Below are 21,182 nucleotides of genomic sequence, written 5' to 3'. Positions count from 1 at the left end.
ACAATGCAAAGTGTTGATGTAGCCATTGTTGGCGGCGGCATGGTGGGGCTGGCGGTTGCCTGCGGCTTACAGGGGAGCGGCTTACGCGTTGCCGTACTGGAGCAGCGCGTACCGGAACCTCTGGCGGTAGATGCACTACCACAACTGCGCGTTTCGGCTATCAATGCCGCCAGCGAAAAATTACTCACCCGTCTTGGCGTCTGGCAGGACATTCTCGCTCGTAGGGCCAGTTGCTATCACGGCATGGAAGTGTGGGACAAAGACAGTTTTGGTCACATCTCGTTTGACGATCAAAGCATGGGCTATAGCCATCTTGGGCACATCGTTGAAAACTCAGTGATTCACTACGCGCTGTGGAACAAAGCGCAGCAGTCGTCAGATATTACTCTGTTGGCCCCCACAGAATTACAGCAGGTCGCCTGGGGAGAAAATGAAACCTTCCTGACGCTGAAAGATGGCAGCATGTTAACGGCGCGTCTGGTGATTGGCGCGGACGGTGCTAATTCCTGGTTGCGCAACAAAGCAGATATTCCGCTGACTTTCTGGGATTATCAGCATCACGCGCTGGTAGCGACCATTCGCACGGAAGAACCGCATGATGCGGTGGCGCGGCAGGTTTTCCATGGCGAAGGCATTCTGGCCTTTTTACCGCTTAGCGATCCGCATCTTTGCTCGATTGTCTGGTCACTGTCGCCAGAGGAAGCGCAGCGGATGCAGCAGGCAAGTGAAGACGAATTTAATCGCGCGTTAAATATCGCTTTTGATAATCGCCTTGGCTTATGCAAGGTTGAGAGCGCGCGTCAGGTGTTCCCGCTGACGGGGCGTTATGCGCGCCAGTTTGCCGCACACCGTCTGGCGCTGGTGGGCGACGCCGCGCATACTATTCACCCACTGGCGGGGCAGGGCGTTAATCTCGGATTTATGGACGCCGCAGAGCTGATTGCTGAACTGAAACGGTTGCATCGTCAGGGTAAAGACATCGGGCAGTACATTTACCTGCGCCGCTATGAACGTAGCCGCAAGCACAGCGCGGCGCTGATGCTGGCTGGTATGCAGGGTTTTCGCGATCTCTTTTCCGGCGCTAATCCGGCGAAAAAACTGCTGCGTGATATTGGTTTGAAACTGGCCGACACGCTTCCTGGCGTTAAGCCGCAACTTATCCGCCAGGCAATGGGATTAAACGATTTGTCTGAATGGCTGCGTTAAAAATTTCTCCTCTGTTGTTTATTTGATACCCATCACACTTTCATCTCCCGGTTTTTTCGCCGGGAGATTTTCCTCATTTGAAATAAACTAATTTCACCTCCGTTTTCGCATTATATTTTCTAATGCCATGATTTTTTGATTTAGTGTTTTTTGACATTTTTTTAGCTCTTAATATTGTCTTATTCAAATTGACTTTCTCATCACATCATCTTTGTATAGAAATTGGTGTATTTTTTGGTTTTTTATTCTGTCGCGATTTTTGCATTTTTTAACCATAAGCTAATGTGATGATCAATTTTACCTTATGGTTAACAGTCTGTTTCGGTGGTAAGTTCAGGCAAAAGAGAACGATTGCGTTGGGGACCGGGAGTGGCTCCGATGCTGGGTTTTGTGGTGATAATTTCACCATGAAAAAGTTGTCAGCCCCGCTTATTCAATGAGGACAAGATGGCACAACAGACTCCTTTGTACGAACAACACACGCTTTGCGGCGCTCGCATGGTGGATTTCCACGGCTGGATGATGCCGCTGCATTACGGTTCGCAAATCGACGAACATCATGCGGTACGTACCGATGCCGGAATGTTTGATGTGTCGCATATGACCATCGTCGATCTCCGCGGCAGCCGCACCCGGGAGTTTCTGCGTTATCTGCTGGCGAACGATGTGGCGAAGCTCACCAAAAGCGGCAAAGCCCTTTACTCGGGGATGTTGAATGCCTCTGGCGGTGTGATAGATGATCTCATCGTCTACTACTTTACTGAAGATTTCTTCCGCCTCATTGTTAACTCCGCCACCCGCGAAAAAGACCTCTCCTGGATTACCCAACACGCTGAACCTTTCGGCATCGAAATTACCGTTCGTGATGACCTTTCCATGATTGCCGTGCAAGGGCCGAATGCTCAGGCAAAAGCTGCCACACTGTTTAATGATGCTCAGCGTCAGGCGGTGGAAGGGATGAAACCGTTCTTTGGCGTGCAGGTGGGCGATCTGTTTATTGCCACCACTGGTTATACCGGTGAAGCGGGCTATGAAATTGCGCTGCCCAATGAAAAAGCGGCCGATTTCTGGCGTGCGCTGGTGGAAGCGGGCGTTAAGCCCTGCGGTCTGGGGGCGCGTGACACGCTGCGTCTGGAAGCGGGCATGAATCTTTATGGTCAGGAGATGGACGAAACTATTTCTCCTTTAGCCGCCAACATGGGCTGGACTATCGCCTGGGAACCGACAGATCGTGACTTTATCGGTCGTGAAGCCCTGGAAGTGCAGCGTGAGCATGGTACAGAAAAACTGGTTGGTCTGGTGATGACCGAAAAAGGCGTGCTGCGTAATGAACTGCCGGTACGCTTTACCGATGCGCAGGGCAACCAGCATGAAGGCATTATCACCAGCGGTACTTTCTCCCCGACGCTGGGTTACAGCATTGCGCTGGCGCGCGTGCCGGAAGGTATTGGCGAAACGGCGATTGTGCAAATTCGCAACCGTGAAATGCCGGTTAAAGTGACAAAACCTGTTTTTGTGCGTAACGGCAAAGCCGTCGCGTGATTTACTTTTTTGGAGATTGATTGATGAGCAACGTACCAGCAGAACTGAAATACAGCAAAGAACACGAATGGCTGCGTAAAGAAGCCGACGGCACTTACACCGTTGGTATTACCGAACATGCTCAGGAGCTGTTAGGCGATATGGTGTTTGTTGACCTGCCGGAAGTGGGCGCAACGGTTAGCGCGGGCGATGACTGCGCGGTTGCCGAATCGGTAAAAGCGGCGTCAGACATTTATGCGCCAGTAAGCGGTGAAATCGTGGCGGTAAACGACGCACTGAGCGATTCCCCGGAACTGGTGAACAGCGAACCGTATGCAGGCGGCTGGATCTTTAAAATCAAAGCTAGCGATGAAAGCGAACTGGAATCACTGCTGGATGCGACCGCATACGAAGCATTGTTAGAAGATGAGTAACGGCTTTATTCCTCTTCTGCGGGAGAGGATCAGGGTGAGGAAAATTTATGCCTCACCCTCACTCTCTTCGTAAGGAGAGAGGTTCACAATTCACTGCACGTTTCAGGAACCATCGCTCATGACACAGACGTTAAGCCAGCTTGAAAACAGCGGCGCTTTTATTGAACGCCATATCGGACCGGACGCCGCGCAACAGCAAGAAATGCTGAATGCCGTTGGTGCACAATCGTTAAACGCGCTGACCGGCCAGATTGTGCCGAAAGATATTCAGCTTGCGACACCACCGCAGGTTGGCGCACCGGCGACCGAATACGCCGCACTGGCAGAACTCAAGGCTATTGCCAGTCGCAATAAACGCTTCACGTCTTACATCGGCATGGGTTACACCGCCGTGCAGCTACCGCCGGTTATCCTGCGTAACATGCTGGAAAATCCGGGCTGGTATACCGCGTACACTCCGTATCAACCTGAAGTCTCCCAGGGCCGCCTTGAAGCACTGCTCAACTTCCAGCAGGTAACGCTGGATTTGACTGGACTGGATATGGCCTCTGCTTCTCTTCTGGACGAGGCCACCGCTGCCGCCGAAGCAATGGCGATGGCGAAACGCGTCAGCAAACTGAAAAATGCCAACCGCTTCTTCGTGGCTTCCAATGTGCATCCGCAAACACTGGATGTGGTCCGTACTCGTGCCGAAACCTTTGGTTTTGAAGTGATTGTCGATGACGCGCAAAAAGTGCTCGACCATCAGGACGTCTTCGGCGTGCTGTTACAGCAGGTAGGCACTACCGGTGAAATTCACGACTACACTGCGCTTATTAGCGAACTGAAATCACGCAAAATTGTGGTCAGCGTTGCCGCCGATATTATGGCGCTGGTGCTGTTAACTGCGCCGGGTAAACAGGGCGCGGATATTGTTTTTGGTTCGGCGCAACGCTTCGGCGTGCCGATGGGCTACGGTGGCCCACACGCGGCATTCTTTGCGGCGAAAGATGAATACAAACGCTCAATGCCGGGCCGTATTATCGGTGTATCGAAAGATGCAGCTGGCAATACCGCGCTGCGCATGGCGATGCAGACTCGCGAGCAACATATTCGTCGTGAGAAAGCGAACTCCAACATTTGTACTTCCCAGGTACTGCTGGCAAACATCGCCAGCCTGTATGCCGTTTATCACGGCCCGGTTGGCCTGAAACGTATCGCTAACCGCATTCACCGTCTGACCGATATTCTGGCGGCGGGCCTGCAACAAAAAGGTCTGAAACTGCGCCATGCGCACTATTTCGACACCTTGTGTGTGGAAGTAGCCGACAAAGCGGGCGTACTGACGCGTGCCGAAGCGGCTGAAATCAACCTGCGTAGCGATATCCTGAACGCCGTGGGGATCACCCTTGATGAAACCACCACGCGTGAAAACGTAATGCAGCTTTTCAGTGTGCTGCTGGGCGATAACCACGGGCTGGAGATCGACACGCTGGACAAAGACGTGGCTCACGACAGCCGCTCTATCCAGCCTGCGATGCTGCGCGACGACGAAATCCTCACCCATCCGGTGTTTAATCGCTATCACAGCGAAACCGAAATGATGCGCTATATGCACTCGCTGGAGCGTAAAGATCTGGCGCTGAATCAGGCGATGATCCCGCTGGGTTCCTGCACCATGAAACTGAACGCCGCCGCCGAGATGATCCCAATCACTTGGACGGAATTTGCCGAACTGCACCCGTTTTGCCCGCCGGAACAGGCTGAAGGTTATCAGCAGATGATTGCGCAGCTGGCTGACTGGCTGGTGAAACTGACCGGTTACGACGCCGTTTGTATGCAGCCGAACTCCGGCGCACAGGGCGAATACGCGGGCCTGCTGGCGATTCGTCATTATCATGAAAGCCGCAACGAAGGGCATCGCGATATCTGCCTGATCCCGGCTTCTGCGCACGGAACTAACCCCGCTTCTGCACATATGGCAGGAATGCAGGTGGTGGTTGTGGCGTGTGATAAAAACGGCAACATCGATCTGACTGATCTGCGCGCGAAAGCGGAACAGGCGGGCGATAACCTCTCCTGTATCATGGTGACTTATCCTTCTACCCACGGCGTGTATGAAGAAACGATCCGTGAAGTGTGTGAAGTCGTGCATCAGTTCGGCGGTCAGGTTTACCTTGATGGCGCGAACATGAACGCCCAGGTTGGCATCACCTCGCCGGGCTTTATTGGCGCGGACGTTTCGCACCTCAACCTGCATAAAACTTTCTGCATTCCGCACGGCGGTGGTGGTCCGGGTATGGGACCGATCGGTGTGAAAGCGCATCTGGCACCGTTTGTACCGGGTCATAGCGTGGTGCAAATCGAAGGCATGTTAACCCGTCAGGGCGCAGTTTCTGCGGCACCGTTCGGTAGCGCCTCTATCCTGCCAATCAGCTGGATGTACATCCGCATGATGGGCGCAGAAGGGCTGAAAAAAGCAAGCCAGGTGGCAATCCTCAACGCCAACTATATTGCCAGCCGCCTGCAGGATGCCTTCCCGGTGCTGTATACCGGTCGCGACGGTCGCGTGGCGCACGAATGTATTCTCGATATTCGCCCGCTGAAAGAAGAAATCGGCATCAGCGAGCTGGATATTGCCAAGCGCCTGATCGACTACGGTTTCCACGCGCCGACGATGTCGTTCCCGGTGGCGGGTACGCTGATGGTTGAACCGACTGAATCTGAAAGCAAAGTGGAACTGGATCGCTTTATCGACGCGATGCTGGCTATCCGCGCAGAAATTGACCAGGTGAAAGCCGGTGTCTGGCCGCTGGAAGATAACCCGCTGGTGAACGCGCCGCACATTCAGAGCGAACTGGTCGCCGAGTGGGCGCATCCGTACAGCCGTGAAGTTGCGGTATTCCCGGCAGGCGTGGCAGACAAATACTGGCCGACGGTGAAACGTCTGGATGATGTTTACGGCGACCGTAACCTGTTCTGCTCCTGCGTACCGATTAGCGAATACCAGTAATTCACTGATTCGAGTATTTTCTAAAGGCGCTTCGGCGCCTTTTTAGTCAGATGACAAAGTACAAAAGTGCTCAGACAGTCCCCTCGCCCCTTTGGGGAGAGGGTTAGGGTGAGGGGAACAGGCCGGCACTGGCGCGAATATTTACCCTCACCCCGACCATCTCCCTGAAAGGGCGAGGGGGAAAAGCGTGCCAACATTGAAGATTGAGCCAGTTTGTTAGCAATCTCAAAGATACGTCAACGAATTAATTTTTCTCGGAAAAACAAATGGCTATAGCACTTGTGACCGGTGGCAGTCGCGGCATCGGGCGGGCAACTGCATTACTGTTGGCGCAAGAAGGGTATACGGTGGCGGTTAATTATCAGCAAAACCTCCACGCGGCGCAGGAAGTGATGAACTTAATAATGCAAGCCGGTGGCAAAGCATTCGTGCTCCAGGCGGATATCAGCGACGAAAACCAGGTCGTTGCGATGTTTACAGCAATCGATCAGCACGATGAACCGCTAGCAGCGCTGGTCAATAACGCCGGGATCTTGTTTACCCAGTGCACCGTTGAAAACCTTACCGCAGAGCGAATCAACCGAGTACTTTCCACCAACGTGACGGGATATTTTCTCTGCTGCCGCGAGGCGGTAAAACGCATGGCGCTTAAAAATGGTGGCAGTGGCGGCGCTATCGTCAATGTCTCTTCGGTGGCCTCACGGTTGGGTTCGCCAGGGGAATATGTTGATTACGCGGCATCGAAAGGGGCGATTGATACGTTAACCACCGGACGATCGCTGGAAGTCGCCGCGCAGGGGATCCGCGTTAACTGCGTGCGGCCAGGGTTTATTTATACCGAAATGCACGCCAGCGGCGGCGAGCCTGGACGCGTCGATCGCGTTAAGTCGAACATCCCCATGCAGCGTGGTGGACAGGCAGAAGAGGTCGCGCAGGCCATTGTCTGGCTACTAAGTGATAAAGCCTCTTACGTCACGGGAAGTTTTATCGATTTGGCGGGCGGGAAATAAAACAGGGAAGTTGTCTGACCGGATGCAACAAGTATTGCATCCGGTACTTCATCGACTTAAAGCTTCTCGCCGTTGCTGGCAATCACCTCTTTGTACCAGTTAAAGCTCTTCTTACGTGAACGCGACATATCGCCAGTACCGTCGTCATGTTTATTCACATAGATAAAGCCGTAGCGTTTGCTGTACTGCCCGGTAGTGAATGACACGCAGTCGATGCAGCCCCACGGTGTGTAGCCCATCAGATCCACACCATCGTAAGTCACTGCTTTTTTCATCTCTTCAATATGGGCGCGCAGGTAGTCAATGCGGTAGTCGTCGTTGATGCTGCCATCTTCTTCCACTTTGTCGTAAGCGCCAAAACCGTTTTCGACAATAAACAGCGGCCTCTGATAACGCTCATACAGTTCGCAAAGGGCATAGCGCAGACCTACTGGATCAATCTGCAGCCCCAGTCAGACGCTTTAACATACGGGTTCGGTACGCTGCCTTCAAAACCAGAGATCGCATCGCCGGTGCCGCCTTCGGCCTTCACTGCGTTGGTCATGTAATAGCTGAAACCAAGATAATCGCAGGTGCCTTCGCGCAGTACATCGAGATCGCCGTCTTCCATTTTGATATTAAATCCGCGACGTTCCCACTCGTTCAATACATAGGACGGGTAATAGCCGCATAGCTGCACATCGGTAAAGACGTAGCGTTCGCGCATCGACTCCTGAGCGAACATCACATCGTCCGGGTTACATGAGTAGGGATAGAGCGGCACCATCGCCAGCATACAGCCGACTTTCATCTCCGGGTTAATGCGACGCGCGGCTTTCACTGCCAGGGCGCTGGCGACAAACTGGTGATGCAGCACCTGGTACATCGTCTCTTCCGGGTTGTCATGCTCGGTATACACCACGCCGGAGCAGCAGTAACCAAACAGCGGCGCACGCCAGTTACGCTGGTTGTTTATTTCGTTGAAGGTCATCCAGTATTTGACTTTATGCTTGTAGCGTTCGAATACCACTTCCGCGAAACGGACAAAGAAATCAACGAATTTACGGTTGGTCCAGCTACCGTATTGCTGCACCAGATGCAGCGGCATTTCAAAGTGGGAGAGGGTTATCACCGGTTCGATGTTGTATTTCAGCAGTTCATCGAACAGAGAGTCGTAAAACTTCAGCCCTTCTTCGTTTGGCTGAGCTTCATCACCTTTTGGAAAAATACGCGTCCAGGCGATGGAAGTCCGAAAACATTTGAAGCCCATTTCGGCAAATAGCTTGATGTCTTCCTTGTAGTGACCATAAAAATCAACGGCTTCATGGTTTGGATAGTATTTTCCTGGCAAGACTTCTTTGGTGATTTCGCGCGGCACGCCGTGTGCGCCACCGGTCAGAACGTCACAAATGCTCGGTCCTTTGCCGCCTTTGTTCCAGCCGCCTTCGACCTGATGAGCGGCAACGGCGCCACCCCATAAGAAATCTTTCGGTAAGGTGAGTTTTTTCACTATCATAGGCTCCAGATCAGTCAATTCTTACAGGAAATAGTACCATGCAGCCAAACGACATCACTTTTTTTCAACGTTTCCAGGATGACATTCTGGCTGGGCGTAAAACCATCACCATCCGCGACGAGTCTGAATCGCACTTCAAAACGGGTGATGTGCTTCGTGTCGGACGTTTTGAAGATGACGGTTATTTTTGCACGATTGAAGTCACCGCAACCTCAACCGTAACGCTGGATACACTGACGGAAAAACATGCAGAGCAGGAAAATATGACCCTGCCTGAACTGAAAAAGGTCATTGCTGACATCTATCCCGGTCAGACACAATTTTATATGATTGAATTTAAATGTCTTTAAATTGAACTGACGCCTGTTAGTTGAAATTTCGCATTTAATTTCATGATTTTTAGGAGATTAGTCTCAAATCAAAATTTATTTTAGCTAACAGGTGTTCACTGGAACTATTCTCAGTTACGCTGGAGAGGTATACATGTGCGTGTACGTTTCTCTGGAGTAAGTTATGGTTCAGAAGCCCCTCATTAAGCAGGGATATTCGCTGGCAGAGGAAATTGCCAACAGCGTCAGTCACGGCATTGGGCTGGTGTTTGGTATCGTTGGGCTGGTGTTGCTACTGGTTCAGGCGGTGGATCTCAATGCCAGCGCCACAGCGATAACCAGTTACAGCCTCTATGGCGGCAGTATGATCCTGCTGTTCCTCGCTTCGACGCTCTATCACGCCATTCCTCATCAACGGGCAAAAATGTGGCTGAAGAAATTTGACCATTGCGCTATTTACCTGTTGATTGCCGGAACCTACACGCCGTTTTTGCTGGTGGGGCTGGATTCTCCGTTAGCGCGCGGGTTGATGATTGTTATCTGGAGCCTAGCATTGCTGGGGATTCTGTTCAAACTGACCATCGCGCACCGATTCAAAATTTTATCTCTGGTGACTTATCTGGCGATGGGCTGGCTGTCGCTGGTGGTAATTTATGAAATGGCAGTTAAGCTCGCGGCGGGCAGCGTTACCTTACTGGCGGTAGGCGGCGTGGTTTATTCGCTCGGGGTGATTTTCTACGTCTGCAAACGCATTCCATACAACCATGCCATCTGGCACGGCTTCGTGCTCGGCGGTAGTGTGTGCCACTTTCTGGCGATCTATTTGTATATTGGGCAGGCGTAATGGGTATGCCTTTGTAGGCCTGATAAGACGCGTCAGCGTCGCATCAGGCATCGGAGCGCAACCGCCGGATGCGGCGTGAACGCCTTATCCGATCTACGGGCCTCGTCCCTGTTGTGATAAAGGCATCAAATCCCAGACATGATAAGACGCGTCAGCGTCGCATCAGGCGATAAATGCCTGATGCGATACAGAGATTTACTCTTCGAGCGAATACGGCAGCGGCTCGATATGCAGTGTATTCGCATCGTCGCGTACGCGGAAGATGCTGTCCGGTTCCATATCGTTATTCATGACGACCTGTACCACGACCTGACCATCTTCCAGTTTTACCGCAGCCAGCACCGTACCGGTACGACGCCAGTTCTCGCCCATTTTCAGCTCTAAGTCTTCACCAGCTTCCGGCAGTCGGCTGGCACTACCTGCCAGCAACCAGAGCGCGCGTTTGTTGGCACCACGGAATTTTGCTCGCGCCACCATCTCTTGTCCGGTATAACAGCCTTTCTTAAAGCTGATACCGCCCAGCGCCTGGAGATTGGTCGCCTGTGGGATAAACTGCCCGCTGTTGGCGGCATCAATCACCGGGAAACCAGCTTCAATGTTTAATGCAAGCCACTGTTGGCTATTGTTCAGTTCCGCTTCACCGCGCAGTTTATCGGTCAGCATATTAGCAGTAGCTTCATCGGTTACGATCAGGAAACGTTCTGCCGGGTGTTCAAACCATAGCAAAGTGGTCGCGCCTTCTTTGACTACCTGTTTTTCTTTCGAAGGCAGTTCGCTAAAGAGATTTGCCAGCGCGGCGCGCGCCTGAAAACCGGCAACACCAAGCAGCACACGCTCGTCGTCTGGCGCGATGGTCACTTTAGAGAATACCGCATATTTTTTCAGTTCAGTCAGCTGCGGTTCACGCACGCTGCGCCGTTCAATCCATGCAAAGCCATCGCCGTCGCGGAACAGACGTAAATTGCTCCACATTTTACCTTTGGCGTCGCAATGGGCGGCGAGCAGGTGCTGATCTTCTGCCATCTGGCTGACATCTGCTGTCACCTGACCCTGCATATATTTTTCGCTGTCCGCGCCAGTAATGGTGGCAAGCGCCCAGTCATCAAGCGTCATCAGCGTCAGCGGTAAACGGGCAGAAGCCGTAGGCTGACGTGGAGGAAAAGGTGTAAAAGCCATAATAGAGTCCTGAGTTGCTTAACGGCGTATTAATGACTAATGGTAAAAGAGCTATGAGGCAATGCAAGTGCTTTCACTACGCGATCTGTGCCTTCTGCGAGGCGACTGCCAAAAAAATGAAGCCCTTGAATTGTTGTGAATTAATTTCGCGATCGCGATGGTGTTTACTGATATTCCCGTAAAAGAAGTCGAAAAACACGTTACAATAGCCGGGTACTGGATTTTCGTGAGACAGGAAGAAGATGGACATTAACAACAAAGCCCGCATTCATTGGGCATGCCGCCGTGGTATGCGCGAACTCGATATTTCAATCATGCCGTTTTTCGAACATGAGTACGACAGCTTAAGCGATGACGAAAAACGCATCTTTATTCGTCTGCTGGAATGTGACGATCCGGACCTGTTTAACTGGCTGATGAATCACGGTAAACCGGCCGATGCAGAACTGGAAATAATGGTCCGACTCATCCAGACACGGAACCGGGAACGTGGTCCTGTGGCAATCTGATTTGCGCGTCTCCTGGCGCGCACAGTGGCTTTCCTTGCTGATTCATGGGCTGGTTGCCGCTGTTATTTTACTCATGCCCTGGCCGCTCAGTTACACCCCGTTATGGATGGTGTTACTTTCGCTGGTGGTATTTGATTGCGTTCGCAGCCAGCGGTGTATTAATGCTCGCCAGGGGGAAATTCGCTTGTTGATGGACGGGCGTTTGCGTTGGCAAGGGCAGGAGTGGAGCATCGTCAAAGCACCGTGGATGATTAAGAGCGGCATGATGCTGCGTTTACGTTCTGATGGCGGTAAACGGCAACATTTATGGCTGGCAGCCGACAGCATGGACGAAGCCGAATGGCGGGATTTACGGCGGATTTTGTTGCAACAAGAGACGCAAAGATAAAGATGACGGCAAAGCATATGCGCTAAGCCGTCAGTGAGATCAGGCGTAATGCTCTGCCATTTCGTTGAGGATTTGCTCGCACCAGCTCTGAATACGCTCGTCGCTAAGGTCATACTGGTTAGTTTCATCCAGCGCCAGACCCACGAACAGTTGCCCGTCAGCAATCACCGGTTTCGGGCTGGTAAATTCATATCCTTCCGTTGGCCAGTAGCCGACGAACTTCACGCCTTTGGTCGAGAGTTTGTCATGCAGCATACCGAGCGCATCGAGGAACCACTCGCCGTATCCCAGTTGATCGCCAAGCCCATACAGCGCAATAATTTTACCTTCAAGGTTCAGGTCGTCGAGCTGATCCCAGACGGCTTCCCAGTCTTCTTGGATTTCACCAAAATCCCAGGTCGGGATACCCAGAATGAGCACATCGTACTGCTCCATTAATTTCGGGGAGTCGTCCTTGAGGTTATGTAAGGTCACCAGTTCTGGGCCGATAATATCGCGGATTTTTTCTGCCGCCATTTCGGTGTAACAGGTGCTGGAACCGTAAAAAAGACCCATATTCATAACGTAAGCTTCTCGATTCTGCTGTGGCTTTTGCAGCTAGTGTATCAGAATCGCTTTAGTCACGGCACAATAAGGCATAATGGATCAAATGAGTGACCATAAGGGGCGCAAGTGAAACAGGATCTGGCACGCATCGAGCAGTTTCTTGATGCTCTGTGGCTGGAAAAAAATCTGGCTGAAAATACGTTGAACGCTTACCGTCGCGATCTGTCAATGATGGTGGAGTGGTTGCATCACCGCGGGTTGACGCTGGCGACGGCGCAAAGTGACGATTTGCAGGCATTACTGGCAGAACGGCTGGAGGGCGGGTATAAAGCCACCAGCTCAGCGCGTTTGCTGAGTGCAGTGCGCCGATTGTTCCAGTATCTTTATCGCGAAAAGTTTCGTGAAGACGATCCCAGTGCGCATCTCGCTTCACCGAAATTGCCCCAGCGTTTGCCAAAAGATTTAAGCGAAGCGCAGGTCGAACGTTTATTACAGGCGCCATTAATTGATCAGCCACTGGAGCTACGCGATAAAGCCATGCTTGAAGTGTTGTATGCTACCGGGCTGCGTGTCTCTGAACTGGTCGGGCTGACAATGAGTGATATCAGCCTGCGTCAGGGCGTAGTGCGGGTCATTGGTAAAGGCAACAAAGAGCGCCTGGTGCCGTTAGGGGAAGAGGCGGTTTACTGGCTGGAAACCTATCTGGAACATGGGCGTCCGTGGCTGCTGAATGGTGTGTCAATTGACGTGTTGTTTCCCAGCCAGCGTGCGCAGCAGATGACGCGACAGACCTTCTGGCACCGCATTAAACATTATGCCGTGCTGGCGGGTATCGACAGCGAAAAGCTGTCACCGCATGTGTTGCGTCACGCTTTTGCCACTCATTTATTAAATCATGGTGCGGATTTACGCGTGGTGCAGATGCTACTGGGCCACAGCGATCTTTCCACCACGCAAATTTATACGCATGTCGCTACCGAGCGTCTGCGGCAACTTCATCAACAGCATCACCCGCGGGCGTGATGTCTGAAAAGAACGGGAAGATTTATGAAGAAAGGTTTTATGTTGTTTACTTTGTTAGCGGCGTTTTCAGGCTTTGCTCAGGCTGATGACGCGGCAATTCAACAAACGTTAGCCAAAATGGGCATCAAAAGCAGCGATATTCAGCCCGCGCCCGTAGCTGGCATGAAGACAGTTCTGACTAACAGCGGTGTGTTGTACATCACCGATGATGGTAAACATATCATTCAGGGGCCAATGTATGACGTTAGTGGCACGGCTCCGGTCAATGTCACCAATAAGATGCTGTTAAAGCAGTTGAATGCGCTTGAAAAAGAGATGATCGTTTATAAAGCGCCGCAGGAAAAACACGTCATCACCGTGTTTACTGATATTACCTGTGGTTACTGCCACAAACTGCATGAGCAAATGGCAGACTATAACGCGCTGGGGATCACCGTGCGTTATCTTGCTTTCCCGCGCCAGGGGCTGGACAGCGATGCAGAGAAAGAAATGAAAGCTATCTGGTGTGCGAAAGATAAAAACAAAGCGTTTGATGATGTGATGGCAGGTAAAAGCGTCGCACCAGCCAGCTGCGACGTGGATATTGCCGACCATTACGCACTTGGCGTCCAGCTTGGCGTTAGCGGTACTCCGGCAGTTGTGCTGAGCAATGGCACACTTGTTCCGGGTTACCAGCCGCCGAAAGACATGAAAGAATTCCTCGACGAACACCAAAAAATGACCAGCGGTAAATAATTCGCGTGAAACAACAGATACAACTTCGTCGCCGTGAAGTCGATGAAACGGCAGACTTGCCCGCTGAATTGCCTCCCTTGCTGCGCCGTTTATACGCCAGCCGGGGAGTACGCAGTGCGCAAGAACTGGAACGCAGTGTTAAAGGTATGTTGCCCTGGCAGCAACTAAGCGGTGTCGAAAAGGCCGTTGAGATCCTTTACAACGCTTTTCGCGAAGGAACGCGGATTATTGTGGTCGGTGATTTCGACGCCGACGGCGCGACCAGCACGGCTCTAAGCGTGCTGGCGATGCGCTCGCTTGGTTGCAGCAATATCGACTACCTGGTACCAAACCGTTTCGAAGACGGTTACGGCTTAAGCCCGGAAGTGGTCGATCAGGCCCATGCCCGTGGCGCGCAGTTAATTGTCACGGTGGATAACGGTATTTCCTCCCATGCGGGAGTTGAGCACGCTCGCTCGTTGGGCATCCCGGTTATTGTTACCGATCACCATTTGCCGGGCGACACATTACCCGCAGCGGAAGCGATCATTAACCCTAACTTGCGCGACTGTAATTTCCCGTCGAAATCACTGGCAGGCGTGGGTGTGGCGTTTTATCTGATGCTGGCGCTGCGCACCTTTTTGCGCGATCAGGGCTGGTTTGATGAGCGCGGCATCGCAATTCCTAACCTGGCAGAACTGCTGGATCTGGTAGCGCTGGGGACAGTAGCGGACGTCGTGCCGCTGGACGCTAATAATCGCATTCTGACCTGGCAGGGGATGAGTCGCATCCGTGCCGGAAAGTGCCGTCCAGGGATTAAAGCGCTGCTGGAAGTGGCAAATCGCGATGCACAAAAACTAGCCGCCAGCGATTTAGGTTTTGCGCTGGGACCGCGTCTCAATGCTGCCGGGCGACTGGATGATATGTCCGTTGGTGTGGCGCTGTTGCTGTGCGACAACATCGGCGAAGCGCGCGTGCTGGCAAATGAACTCGATGCGCTAAACCAGACGCGAAAAGAGATCGAACAAGGAATGCAGGTTGAAGCCCTGACCCTGTGCGAGAAACTGGAGCGCAGCCGTGACACGCTACCCGGCGGGCTGGCAATGTATCACCCCGAATGGCATCAGGGCGTTGTCGGTATTCTGGCTTCGCGTATCAAAGAGCGTTTTCACCGTCCGGTTATCGCCTTTGCGCCAGCAGGTGACGGTACGCTGAAAGGTTCCGGTCGCTCCATTCAGGGGCTGCATATGCGTGATGCGCTGGAGCGATTAGACACACTCTACCCCGGCATGATGCTCAAGTTTGGCGGTCATGCGATGGCGGCGGGTTTGTCGCTGGAAGAGGATAAATTCGAACTCTTTCAACAACGGTTTGGCGAACTGGTTACTGAGTGGCTGGCCCCTTCGCTATTGCAAGGCGAAGTGGTGTCAGACGGTCCGTTAAGCCCGGCCGAAATGACCATGGAAGTGGCGCAGCTGCTGCGCGATGCTGGCCCGTGGGGGCAGATGTTCCCGGAGCCGCTGTTTGACGGTCATTTCCGTCTGCTGCAACAGCGGCTGGTGGGCGAACGTCATTTGAAGGTGATGGTCGAACCGGTCGGCGGCGGTCCACTGCTGGATGGTATTGCTTTTAATGTCGATACCGCTCTCTGGCCGGATAACGGCGTCCGCGAAGTGCAACTGGCTTATAAGCTCGATATCAACGAGTTTCGCGGCAACCGCAGCCTGCAAATTATCATCGACAATATCTGGCCAATTTAGCGTCATCTTCTCTATAAAAAAGAGCGTGGATTGGGTACAATCCCGCTCTTATCACCGCATTTTGACTAGCTCAATAAAAGAAATCAGACCATGTTTGAAATTAATCCGGTAAATAATCGCATTCAGGACCTCACGGAACGCTCCGACGTTCTTAGGGGGTATCTTTGACTACGACGCCAAGAAAGAGCGTCTGGAAGAAGTAAACGCCGAGCTGGAACAGCCGGATGTCTGGAACGAACCCGAACGCGCACAGGCGCTGGGTAAAGAGCGTTCCTCCCTCGAAGCCGTTGTCGACACCCTCGACCAAATGAAACAGGGGCTGGAAGATGTTTCTGGTCTGCTGGAACTGGCTGTAGAAGCTGACGACGAAGAAACCTTTAACGAAGCCGTTGCTGAACTCGACGCCCTGGAAGAAAAACTGGCGCAGCTTGAGTTCCGCCGTATGTTCTCTGGCGAATATGACAGCGCCGACTGTTACCTCGATATTCAGGCGGGGTCTGGCGGTACGGAAGCACAGGACTGGGCGAGCATGCTTGAGCGTATGTATCTGCGCTGGGCAGAATCGCGTGGTTTCAAAACTGAAATCATCGAAGAGTCGGAAGGTGAAGTGGCGGGTATTAAATCCGTGACGATCAAAATCTCCGGCGATTACGCTTACGGCTGGCTGCGTACAGAAACGGGCGTTCACCGCCTGGTGCGTAAAAGCCCGTTTGACTCCGGCGGTCGTCGCCACACGTCGTTCAGCTCTGCGTTTGTTTATCCGGAAGTTGATGATGATATTGATATCGAAATCAACCCGGCGGATCTGCGCATTGACGTTTATCGCGCGTCCGGCGCGGGCGGTCAGCACGTTAACCGTACCGAATCTGCGGTGCGTATTACCCACATCCCGACCGGGATCGTGACCCAGTGCCAGAACGACCGTTCCCAGCACAAGAACAAAGATCAGGCCATGAAGCAGATGAAAGCGAAGCTTTATGAACTGGAGATGCAGAAGAAAAATGCCGAGAAACAGGCGATGGAAGATAACAAATCTGACATCGGCTGGGGCAGCCAGATTCGTTCTTATGTCCTTGATGACTCCCGCATTAAAGATCTGCGCACCGGGGTAGAAACTCGCAACACGCAGGCCGTGCTGGACGGCAGCCTGGATCAATTTATCGAAGCAAGTTTGAAAGCAGGGTTATGAGGAACCAACATGTCTGAACAACACGCACAGGGCGCTGACGCGGTAGTCGATCTTAACAATGAACTGAAAACGCGTCGTGAGAAGCTGGCGAACCTGCGTGAGCAGGGAATTGCCTTCCCGAACGATTTCCGTCGCGATCATACCTCTGACCAATTGCACGCAGAATTCGACGGTAAAGAGAACGAAGAACTGGAAGCGCTGAACATCGAAGTCGCCGTTGCTGGCCGCATGATGACCCGCCGTATTATGGGTAAAGCGTCTTTCGTTACCCTGCAGGATGTGGGTGGCCGCATTCAGCTGTACGTTGCCCGTGACGATCTGCCGGAAGGCGTTTACAACGAGCAGTTCAAAAAATGGGACCTCGGCGACATCCTCGGCGCGAAAGGTAAACTGTTCAAAACCAAAACCGGCGAACTGTCTATCCACTGTACCGAGCTGCGTCTGCTGACCAAAGCACTGCGTCCGCTGCCGGATAAATTCCACGGCTTGCAGGATCAGGAAGCGCGCTATCGTCAGCGTTATCTGGATCTCATCTCTAACGATGAATCCCGTAACACCTTTAAAGTACGCTCGCAGATCCTCTCTGGTATTCGCCAGTTCATGGTGAACCGTGGCTTTATGGAAGTTGAAACGCCGATGATGCAGGTGATCCCAGGCGGTGCCGCTGCGCGTCCGTTTATCACCCACCATAACGCGCTGGATCTCGACATGTACCTGCGTATCGCGCCGGAACTGTACCTCAAGCGTCTGGTGGTCGGTGGCTTCGAGCGTGTATTCGAAATCAACCGTAACTTCCGTAACGAAGGTATTTCCGTACGTCATAACCCAGAGTTCACCATGATGGAACTCTACATGGCTTACGCAGATTACAAAGATCTGATCGAGCTGACCGAATCGCTGTTCCGTACTCTGGCACAGGATATTCTCGGTAAGACGGAAGTGACCTACGGCGACGTGACGCTGGACTTCGGTAAACCGTTCGAAAAACTGACCATGCGTGAAGCGATCAAGAAATATCGCCCGGAAACCGACATGGCGGATCTGGATAACTTCGACTCTGCGAAAGCGATTGCTGAATCTATCGGTATCCACGTTGAGAAGAGCTGGGGTCTGGGCCGTATCGTTACCGAGATCTTCGAAGAAGTGGCAGAAGCACATCTGATTCAGCCGACCTTCATTACTGAATATCCGGCAGAAGTTTCTCCGCTGGCGCGTCGTAACGACATTAACCCGGAAATCACAGACCGCTTTGAGTTCTTCATCGGTGGTCGTGAAATCGGTAACGGCTTTAGCGAGCTGAATGACGCGGAAGATCAGGCGCAACGCTTCCTGGATCAGGTTGCCGCGAAAGACGCAGGTGACGACGAAGCGATGTTCTACGATGAAGATTACGTTACCGCACTGGAACATGGCTTACCGCCGACAGCAGGTCTGGGGATTGGCATCGACCGTATGGTAATGCTGTTCACCAACAGCCATACCATCCGCGACGTTATTCTGTTCCCGGCGATGCGTCCGGTGAAATAAGCATTACGTTATGCTCACAACCCCGGCAAATGTCGGGGTTTTTTATTTAAGCTGGGTAAATGCAGATAATCGTATTCTGGCTTCGCGATTTGTCGCCTGCATCACCATCCACGGACTGAACGCCCACGGCGTGGCATCAATACCGCGTAATACATCAGCTAAATCACACCATTGATAATCCATCACTTCATCATCGTTGATCTGTAACGCACTGGTGGTGCGTGCGGCAAATACCGGACACACTTCATTTTCCACAATGCCACTCGGATCGGTGGCGCGGTAGCGAAAGTCAGGATAGATAGATTCAGGAGGCGTAATTTCCACGCCAAGCTCATAACGGCAACGGCGGATCACCGCGTCTTCGCTGCTTTCTCCCAGTTGTGGGTGCCCACAAACCGAGTTAGTCCACACGCCAGGCCACGCTTTTTTGCTCAGTGCGCGGCGGGTAACTAATAATTGCCCCTTGGCATTAAACAGCCAACTGGAGAACGCGAGATGTAAGAGGGTGTCTGCCGTGTGTGCGGCATACTTTTCCAGCGTACCCGTGGGAACTCCCTGTGCATTCAATAAAATGACGTGTTCCGTTTGCATAATTTCTCACATGTAATTCTGATCACTCATCATTATAGATAATTGAAGAGTGAAATGATTAACCAAGAGAGCGTTTATCGACAACCGCCCGTTTTGAGCGGATGCCGACAGGTAAAAACCATTTAAAAAAGTAGCATCATATATTTGAAGCGACTTTCAATGGCCATTGCAACACAGTCAGAAATGACAGGAATAGAGAGAGTAAAAAGCAACAACAGACTGAATATAGCGCGCATTAAAAAATTCATATTATTCTCCATGCTCATTTTTCTTCAGCTTGCGCATCAGAAGCCACATACGTACTGTCCTGACTTTTAAATCTTTATCAGAGACGGATTCCTTCACCAGGTCAGCATGATGCTGATAGCCATTAAAGAAGACGTTCAGCACAACGGCGCTAAGGGTTGCGAGCATAATGCCGCTATGTAGCAGCGGTTGCAGTACGGCCGGTAACTTAGAAAAGAAATCGTGAGAGAGCGTCGGAGTCATGCCAACGCCGAGACTGATCGCCACAATATAGAGGTTGTAACGGTTGGTGGTGTAGTTACAGCGCGACAGAATTCGAATCCCTGTCGCCAGTACCATGCCGAACATCACTAGACCAGCGCCGCCCAGCACAAATTGCGGAATGGAGGCTACCAGCACCGCCATTTTTGGCACCATGCCAAACAGGATTAATATAATTCCCGAAGAAATACACACCCAGCGGCTATGAACGCGCATCACGCTAACCAGGCCAACGTTTTGAGAAAATGACGTGTGGGGGAAGCTGTTAAACGTGCCGCCTATCATTGTCCCTACGCCATCGACACGCAGCCCGCGAATAATATCGTGTGAAGAGAGTTTACGACCGACTATTTCACCCAGTGCCAGGAACATCCCCATCGACTCGATAAACACGATGATTAACACGGCAGTCATGGTCAGAATGGAAACGGGATCGAAAATCGGCATACCAAACGACATCGGGGTGACAATCGCAAACCACGAGGCATCATGTAGCCCGGATAAATTGACTTCATTCATCATCCACGAAAGTAAAAAGCCAAATACAATCCCCAGTAATACGGCGACGTTGGACATAAATCCTTTCGCATAGCGAGTAATGAGCAAGATAAAAATTAAGACGGCAAAGGAGATACCTAAATAAACGGGATTACCATATTGCGGATTCCCTTTACCTCCAGCGGCCCAGTCAATACCCACCTGAATGATGCTAAGCCCAATAGAAGTAATAACCACACCGGTAACCAGTGGCGGGAATAAAGGCATCAAGCGACCAATAAGTGGCGCTAATAATGTGGTGATAAAACCCGCGGCGATAGTGGCACCAAATATCCCCAGCAGGCCGATATCCGGGTTCATCCCAATGGCTATCATTGGTGTTACAGCAGCAAAGGTCACCGACATAATCACCGGCAGGCGGATCCCCATAAAGCGGCCGATACCGATACATTGCAATAATGTGACGATCCCGCAGCAAAAGAGATCCGAGCTAATGAGCATCGCAATAGCATCTTTTGAGAGGCCCAGTCGGTCACCAATCATAAGAGGAACAGCGACTGCACCTGCGTACATGACAAGGACGTGTTGCAGACCGAGTATGATCAGCTTTCCTGGTGATAATATGCGGTCAACCTCATCAGTTGGGCGGTCTTGCCCAGAAGATGAGGGAAGTTGGGAATCTATGGCGCTCATCAGTGTTTCTCCTTTCGCCCGCCAGAATAAAAAGCAACCGTTTACGTTAATGAAACTGTCTAAACACATGCTCGTGGAGTGCCAGTTTTTGCGAGGAAGGGGAGTTAGAGACAGGAATTGCGGAGGCAATCACATAATCGTGCTTAAACCACGAAAATGACAAGAGAACCTGACAATGGAATTATCTGTAATTTTCTCATATTGATATTTCATTAATCATTCTGGCATGT

The 21,182-nt window shown here is 51.9% G+C and carries 21 protein-coding genes and 1 pseudogene; 15 read left to right on the top strand and 7 right to left on the bottom strand.

Annotated features, from left to right (window positions below; translation table 11 throughout):
• Positions 1-3: 3 nt before the first annotated feature.
• Positions 4-1,206, top strand: a complete 1,203-nt coding sequence (ubiI, locus tag ACUU1I_RS09235) for an FAD-dependent 2-octaprenylphenol hydroxylase (RefSeq protein WP_001192221.1) — start codon at positions 4-6, stop codon at positions 1,204-1,206.
• Between the two features lie 73 nt (positions 1,207-1,279).
• Here ubiI and ACUU1I_RS09230 read toward each other — a convergent pair whose 3' ends face one another.
• Entirely contained in the window at positions 1,280-1,363 is an 84-nt protein-coding gene (locus ACUU1I_RS09230; protein WP_122985416.1) for a hypothetical protein, read from the bottom strand.
• Between the two features lie 290 nt (positions 1,364-1,653).
• Between ACUU1I_RS09230 and gcvT the strand changes: the two genes are divergently transcribed.
• The 4 genes from gcvT (at position 1,654) to ACUU1I_RS09210 (ending at position 7,163) form a co-directional block, all read left to right on the top strand.
• Entirely contained in the window at positions 1,654-2,748 is a 1,095-nt protein-coding gene (gene gcvT / locus ACUU1I_RS09225; RefSeq protein ID WP_000068694.1) for a glycine cleavage system aminomethyltransferase GcvT, read from the top strand.
• A 23-nt stretch (positions 2,749-2,771) separates the two neighbouring features.
• Complete coding sequence (gene gcvH / locus ACUU1I_RS09220; protein ID WP_001295377.1) at positions 2,772-3,161, top strand: glycine cleavage system protein GcvH; 390 nt, start codon at positions 2,772-2,774, stop codon at positions 3,159-3,161.
• A 118-nt stretch (positions 3,162-3,279) separates the two neighbouring features.
• On the top strand, positions 3,280-6,153 hold the full coding sequence (gcvP, locus tag ACUU1I_RS09215; protein WP_000195081.1) for an aminomethyl-transferring glycine dehydrogenase: 2,874 nt from the start codon (positions 3,280-3,282) through the stop codon (positions 6,151-6,153).
• Positions 6,154-6,419: 266 nt separating this feature from the next.
• Positions 6,420-7,163 carry an SDR family oxidoreductase gene (locus tag ACUU1I_RS09210; protein ID WP_000951959.1) on the top strand — a complete coding sequence of 248 codons (744 nt, stop codon included), beginning with the start codon at positions 6,420-6,422 and terminating at the stop codon, positions 7,161-7,163.
• 56 nt (positions 7,164-7,219) lie between these two features.
• On the opposite strand, the pseudogene bglA reads toward ACUU1I_RS09210, so the two are convergent.
• Positions 7,220-8,652, bottom strand: a pseudogene (gene bglA, locus ACUU1I_RS09205) (6-phospho-beta-glucosidase BglA).
• A gap of 44 nt (positions 8,653-8,696) precedes the next feature.
• Between bglA and yqfB the strand changes: the two are divergent.
• Complete coding sequence (gene yqfB / locus ACUU1I_RS09200; RefSeq protein ID WP_001182950.1) at positions 8,697-9,008, top strand: N(4)-acetylcytidine aminohydrolase; 312 nt, start codon at positions 8,697-8,699, stop codon at positions 9,006-9,008.
• Between the two features lie 163 nt (positions 9,009-9,171).
• Complete coding sequence (gene trhA, locus ACUU1I_RS09195) at positions 9,172-9,831, top strand: PAQR family membrane homeostasis protein TrhA (protein WP_000250274.1); 660 nt, start codon at positions 9,172-9,174, stop codon at positions 9,829-9,831.
• A gap of 195 nt (positions 9,832-10,026) precedes the next feature.
• Here the strand turns inward: trhA and ygfZ are convergent, their stop codons facing one another.
• Positions 10,027-11,007, bottom strand: coding sequence for a tRNA-modifying protein YgfZ (gene ygfZ, locus ACUU1I_RS09190; protein ID WP_000886062.1), 981 nt, complete (start codon positions 11,005-11,007; stop codon positions 10,027-10,029).
• Positions 11,008-11,249: 242 nt separating this feature from the next.
• Here ygfZ and sdhE point away from each other — a divergent pair, with 242 nt between their 5' ends.
• Both sdhE and ACUU1I_RS09180 read left to right on the top strand, forming a co-directional pair.
• Positions 11,250-11,516: an FAD assembly factor SdhE gene (gene sdhE, locus ACUU1I_RS09185; RefSeq protein ID WP_000354044.1), complete on the top strand. Its 267-nt coding sequence runs from the start codon at positions 11,250-11,252 to the stop codon at positions 11,514-11,516.
• The gene (locus ACUU1I_RS09180; protein WP_000244767.1) at positions 11,497-11,904 is read left to right on the top strand and encodes a protein YgfX; all 408 of its coding nucleotides are present in this window, start codon (positions 11,497-11,499) and stop codon (positions 11,902-11,904) included. The genes sdhE and ACUU1I_RS09180 overlap by 20 nt, the downstream gene beginning before the upstream one ends.
• A 39-nt stretch (positions 11,905-11,943) precedes the next feature.
• Here ACUU1I_RS09180 and fldB read toward each other — a convergent pair whose 3' ends face one another.
• Positions 11,944-12,465 (bottom strand): flavodoxin FldB, encoded by a 522-nt coding sequence (gene fldB / locus ACUU1I_RS09175; RefSeq protein ID WP_001055867.1) that lies wholly within the window; start codon positions 12,463-12,465, stop codon positions 11,944-11,946.
• A gap of 111 nt (positions 12,466-12,576) precedes the next feature.
• Between fldB and xerD the strand changes: the two genes are divergently transcribed.
• The 5 genes from xerD to lysS all read left to right on the top strand — a co-directional run bounded on the left by xerD (position 12,577) and on the right by lysS (position 18,663).
• Positions 12,577-13,473 carry a site-specific tyrosine recombinase XerD gene (xerD, locus tag ACUU1I_RS09170; RefSeq protein WP_000806638.1) on the top strand — a complete coding sequence of 299 codons (897 nt, stop codon included), beginning with the start codon at positions 12,577-12,579 and terminating at the stop codon, positions 13,471-13,473.
• 24 nt (positions 13,474-13,497) lie between these two features.
• Positions 13,498-14,208, top strand: a complete 711-nt coding sequence (dsbC, locus tag ACUU1I_RS09165) for a bifunctional protein-disulfide isomerase/oxidoreductase DsbC (RefSeq protein WP_000715213.1) — start codon at positions 13,498-13,500, stop codon at positions 14,206-14,208.
• Between the two features lie 5 nt (positions 14,209-14,213).
• Positions 14,214-15,947: a single-stranded-DNA-specific exonuclease RecJ gene (recJ, locus tag ACUU1I_RS09160; protein ID WP_000813187.1), complete on the top strand. Its 1,734-nt coding sequence runs from the start codon at positions 14,214-14,216 to the stop codon at positions 15,945-15,947.
• A 90-nt stretch (positions 15,948-16,037) separates the two neighbouring features.
• Positions 16,038-17,136 (top strand): peptide chain release factor 2 gene (gene prfB / locus ACUU1I_RS09155; RefSeq protein WP_001701073.1). Its coding sequence is split into 2 segments (ribosomal slippage): positions 16,038-16,112 and positions 16,114-17,136, totalling 1,098 coding nucleotides; the frame shifts between segments, so codons are not numbered across the junction.
• Between the two features lie 9 nt (positions 17,137-17,145).
• Positions 17,146-18,663, top strand: coding sequence for a lysine--tRNA ligase (gene lysS, locus ACUU1I_RS09150; RefSeq protein ID WP_000003068.1), 1,518 nt, complete (start codon positions 17,146-17,148; stop codon positions 18,661-18,663).
• Positions 18,664-18,705: 42 nt separating this feature from the next.
• On the opposite strand, the gene idi is transcribed toward lysS, so the two are convergent.
• Positions 18,706-19,254: an isopentenyl-diphosphate Delta-isomerase gene (gene idi, locus ACUU1I_RS09145; protein ID WP_001192805.1), complete on the bottom strand. Its 549-nt coding sequence runs from the start codon at positions 19,252-19,254 to the stop codon at positions 18,706-18,708.
• 54 nt (positions 19,255-19,308) lie between these two features.
• Here idi and ACUU1I_RS09140 point away from each other — a divergent pair, with 54 nt between their 5' ends.
• The gene (locus tag ACUU1I_RS09140) at positions 19,309-19,380 is read left to right on the top strand and encodes a hypothetical protein (protein WP_128567310.1); all 72 of its coding nucleotides are present in this window, start codon (positions 19,309-19,311) and stop codon (positions 19,378-19,380) included.
• On the opposite strand, the gene yqfG is transcribed toward ACUU1I_RS09140, so the two are convergent.
• Together yqfG and uacT are read right to left on the bottom strand one after the other, a co-directional pair.
• Entirely contained in the window at positions 19,377-19,502 is a 126-nt protein-coding gene (gene yqfG, locus ACUU1I_RS09135) for a protein YqfG (RefSeq protein ID WP_001010156.1), read from the bottom strand. The two genes, ACUU1I_RS09140 and yqfG, sit on opposite strands and share 4 nt — an antisense overlap.
• Before the next feature lies 1 nt (position 19,503).
• Positions 19,504-20,952, bottom strand: coding sequence for a urate/proton symporter UacT (gene uacT, locus ACUU1I_RS09130; RefSeq protein WP_024260647.1), 1,449 nt, complete (start codon positions 20,950-20,952; stop codon positions 19,504-19,506).
• Between the last annotated feature and the right edge of the window lie 230 nt (positions 20,953-21,182).

It is taken from the genome of Shigella sp. SIG3 (assembly GCF_053555855.1).
Note: the sequence above shows the minus strand (reverse complement) of the source record. Positions and strands in the feature narration are given on the sequence as shown.

Coding starts and splice junctions, on each gene's coding strand:
- trhA (WP_000250274.1), top strand. CDS start 9,172: ATGGTTCAGAAGCCCCTCATTAAGCAGGGATATTCGCTGGCAGAGGAA.
- ACUU1I_RS09230 (WP_122985416.1), bottom strand. CDS start 1,363: ATGTCAAAAAACACTAAATCAAAAAATCATGGCATTAGAAAATATAAT.
- ACUU1I_RS09210 (WP_000951959.1), top strand. CDS start 6,420: ATGGCTATAGCACTTGTGACCGGTGGCAGTCGCGGCATCGGGCGGGCA.
- yqfG (WP_001010156.1), bottom strand. CDS start 19,502: ATGAATTTTTTAATGCGCGCTATATTCAGTCTGTTGTTGCTTTTTACT.
- yqfB (WP_001182950.1), top strand. CDS start 8,697: ATGCAGCCAAACGACATCACTTTTTTTCAACGTTTCCAGGATGACATT.
- gcvT (WP_000068694.1), top strand. CDS start 1,654: ATGGCACAACAGACTCCTTTGTACGAACAACACACGCTTTGCGGCGCT.
- fldB (WP_001055867.1), bottom strand. CDS start 12,465: ATGAATATGGGTCTTTTTTACGGTTCCAGCACCTGTTACACCGAAATG.
- ygfZ (WP_000886062.1), bottom strand. CDS start 11,007: ATGGCTTTTACACCTTTTCCTCCACGTCAGCCTACGGCTTCTGCCCGT.
- lysS (WP_000003068.1), top strand. CDS start 17,146: ATGTCTGAACAACACGCACAGGGCGCTGACGCGGTAGTCGATCTTAAC.
- gcvH (WP_001295377.1), top strand. CDS start 2,772: ATGAGCAACGTACCAGCAGAACTGAAATACAGCAAAGAACACGAATGG.
- gcvP (WP_000195081.1), top strand. CDS start 3,280: ATGACACAGACGTTAAGCCAGCTTGAAAACAGCGGCGCTTTTATTGAA.
- sdhE (WP_000354044.1), top strand. CDS start 11,250: ATGGACATTAACAACAAAGCCCGCATTCATTGGGCATGCCGCCGTGGT.
- idi (WP_001192805.1), bottom strand. CDS start 19,254: ATGCAAACGGAACACGTCATTTTATTGAATGCACAGGGAGTTCCCACG.
- ubiI (WP_001192221.1), top strand. CDS start 4: ATGCAAAGTGTTGATGTAGCCATTGTTGGCGGCGGCATGGTGGGGCTG.
- dsbC (WP_000715213.1), top strand. CDS start 13,498: ATGAAGAAAGGTTTTATGTTGTTTACTTTGTTAGCGGCGTTTTCAGGC.
- uacT (WP_024260647.1), bottom strand. CDS start 20,952: ATGAGCGCCATAGATTCCCAACTTCCCTCATCTTCTGGGCAAGACCGC.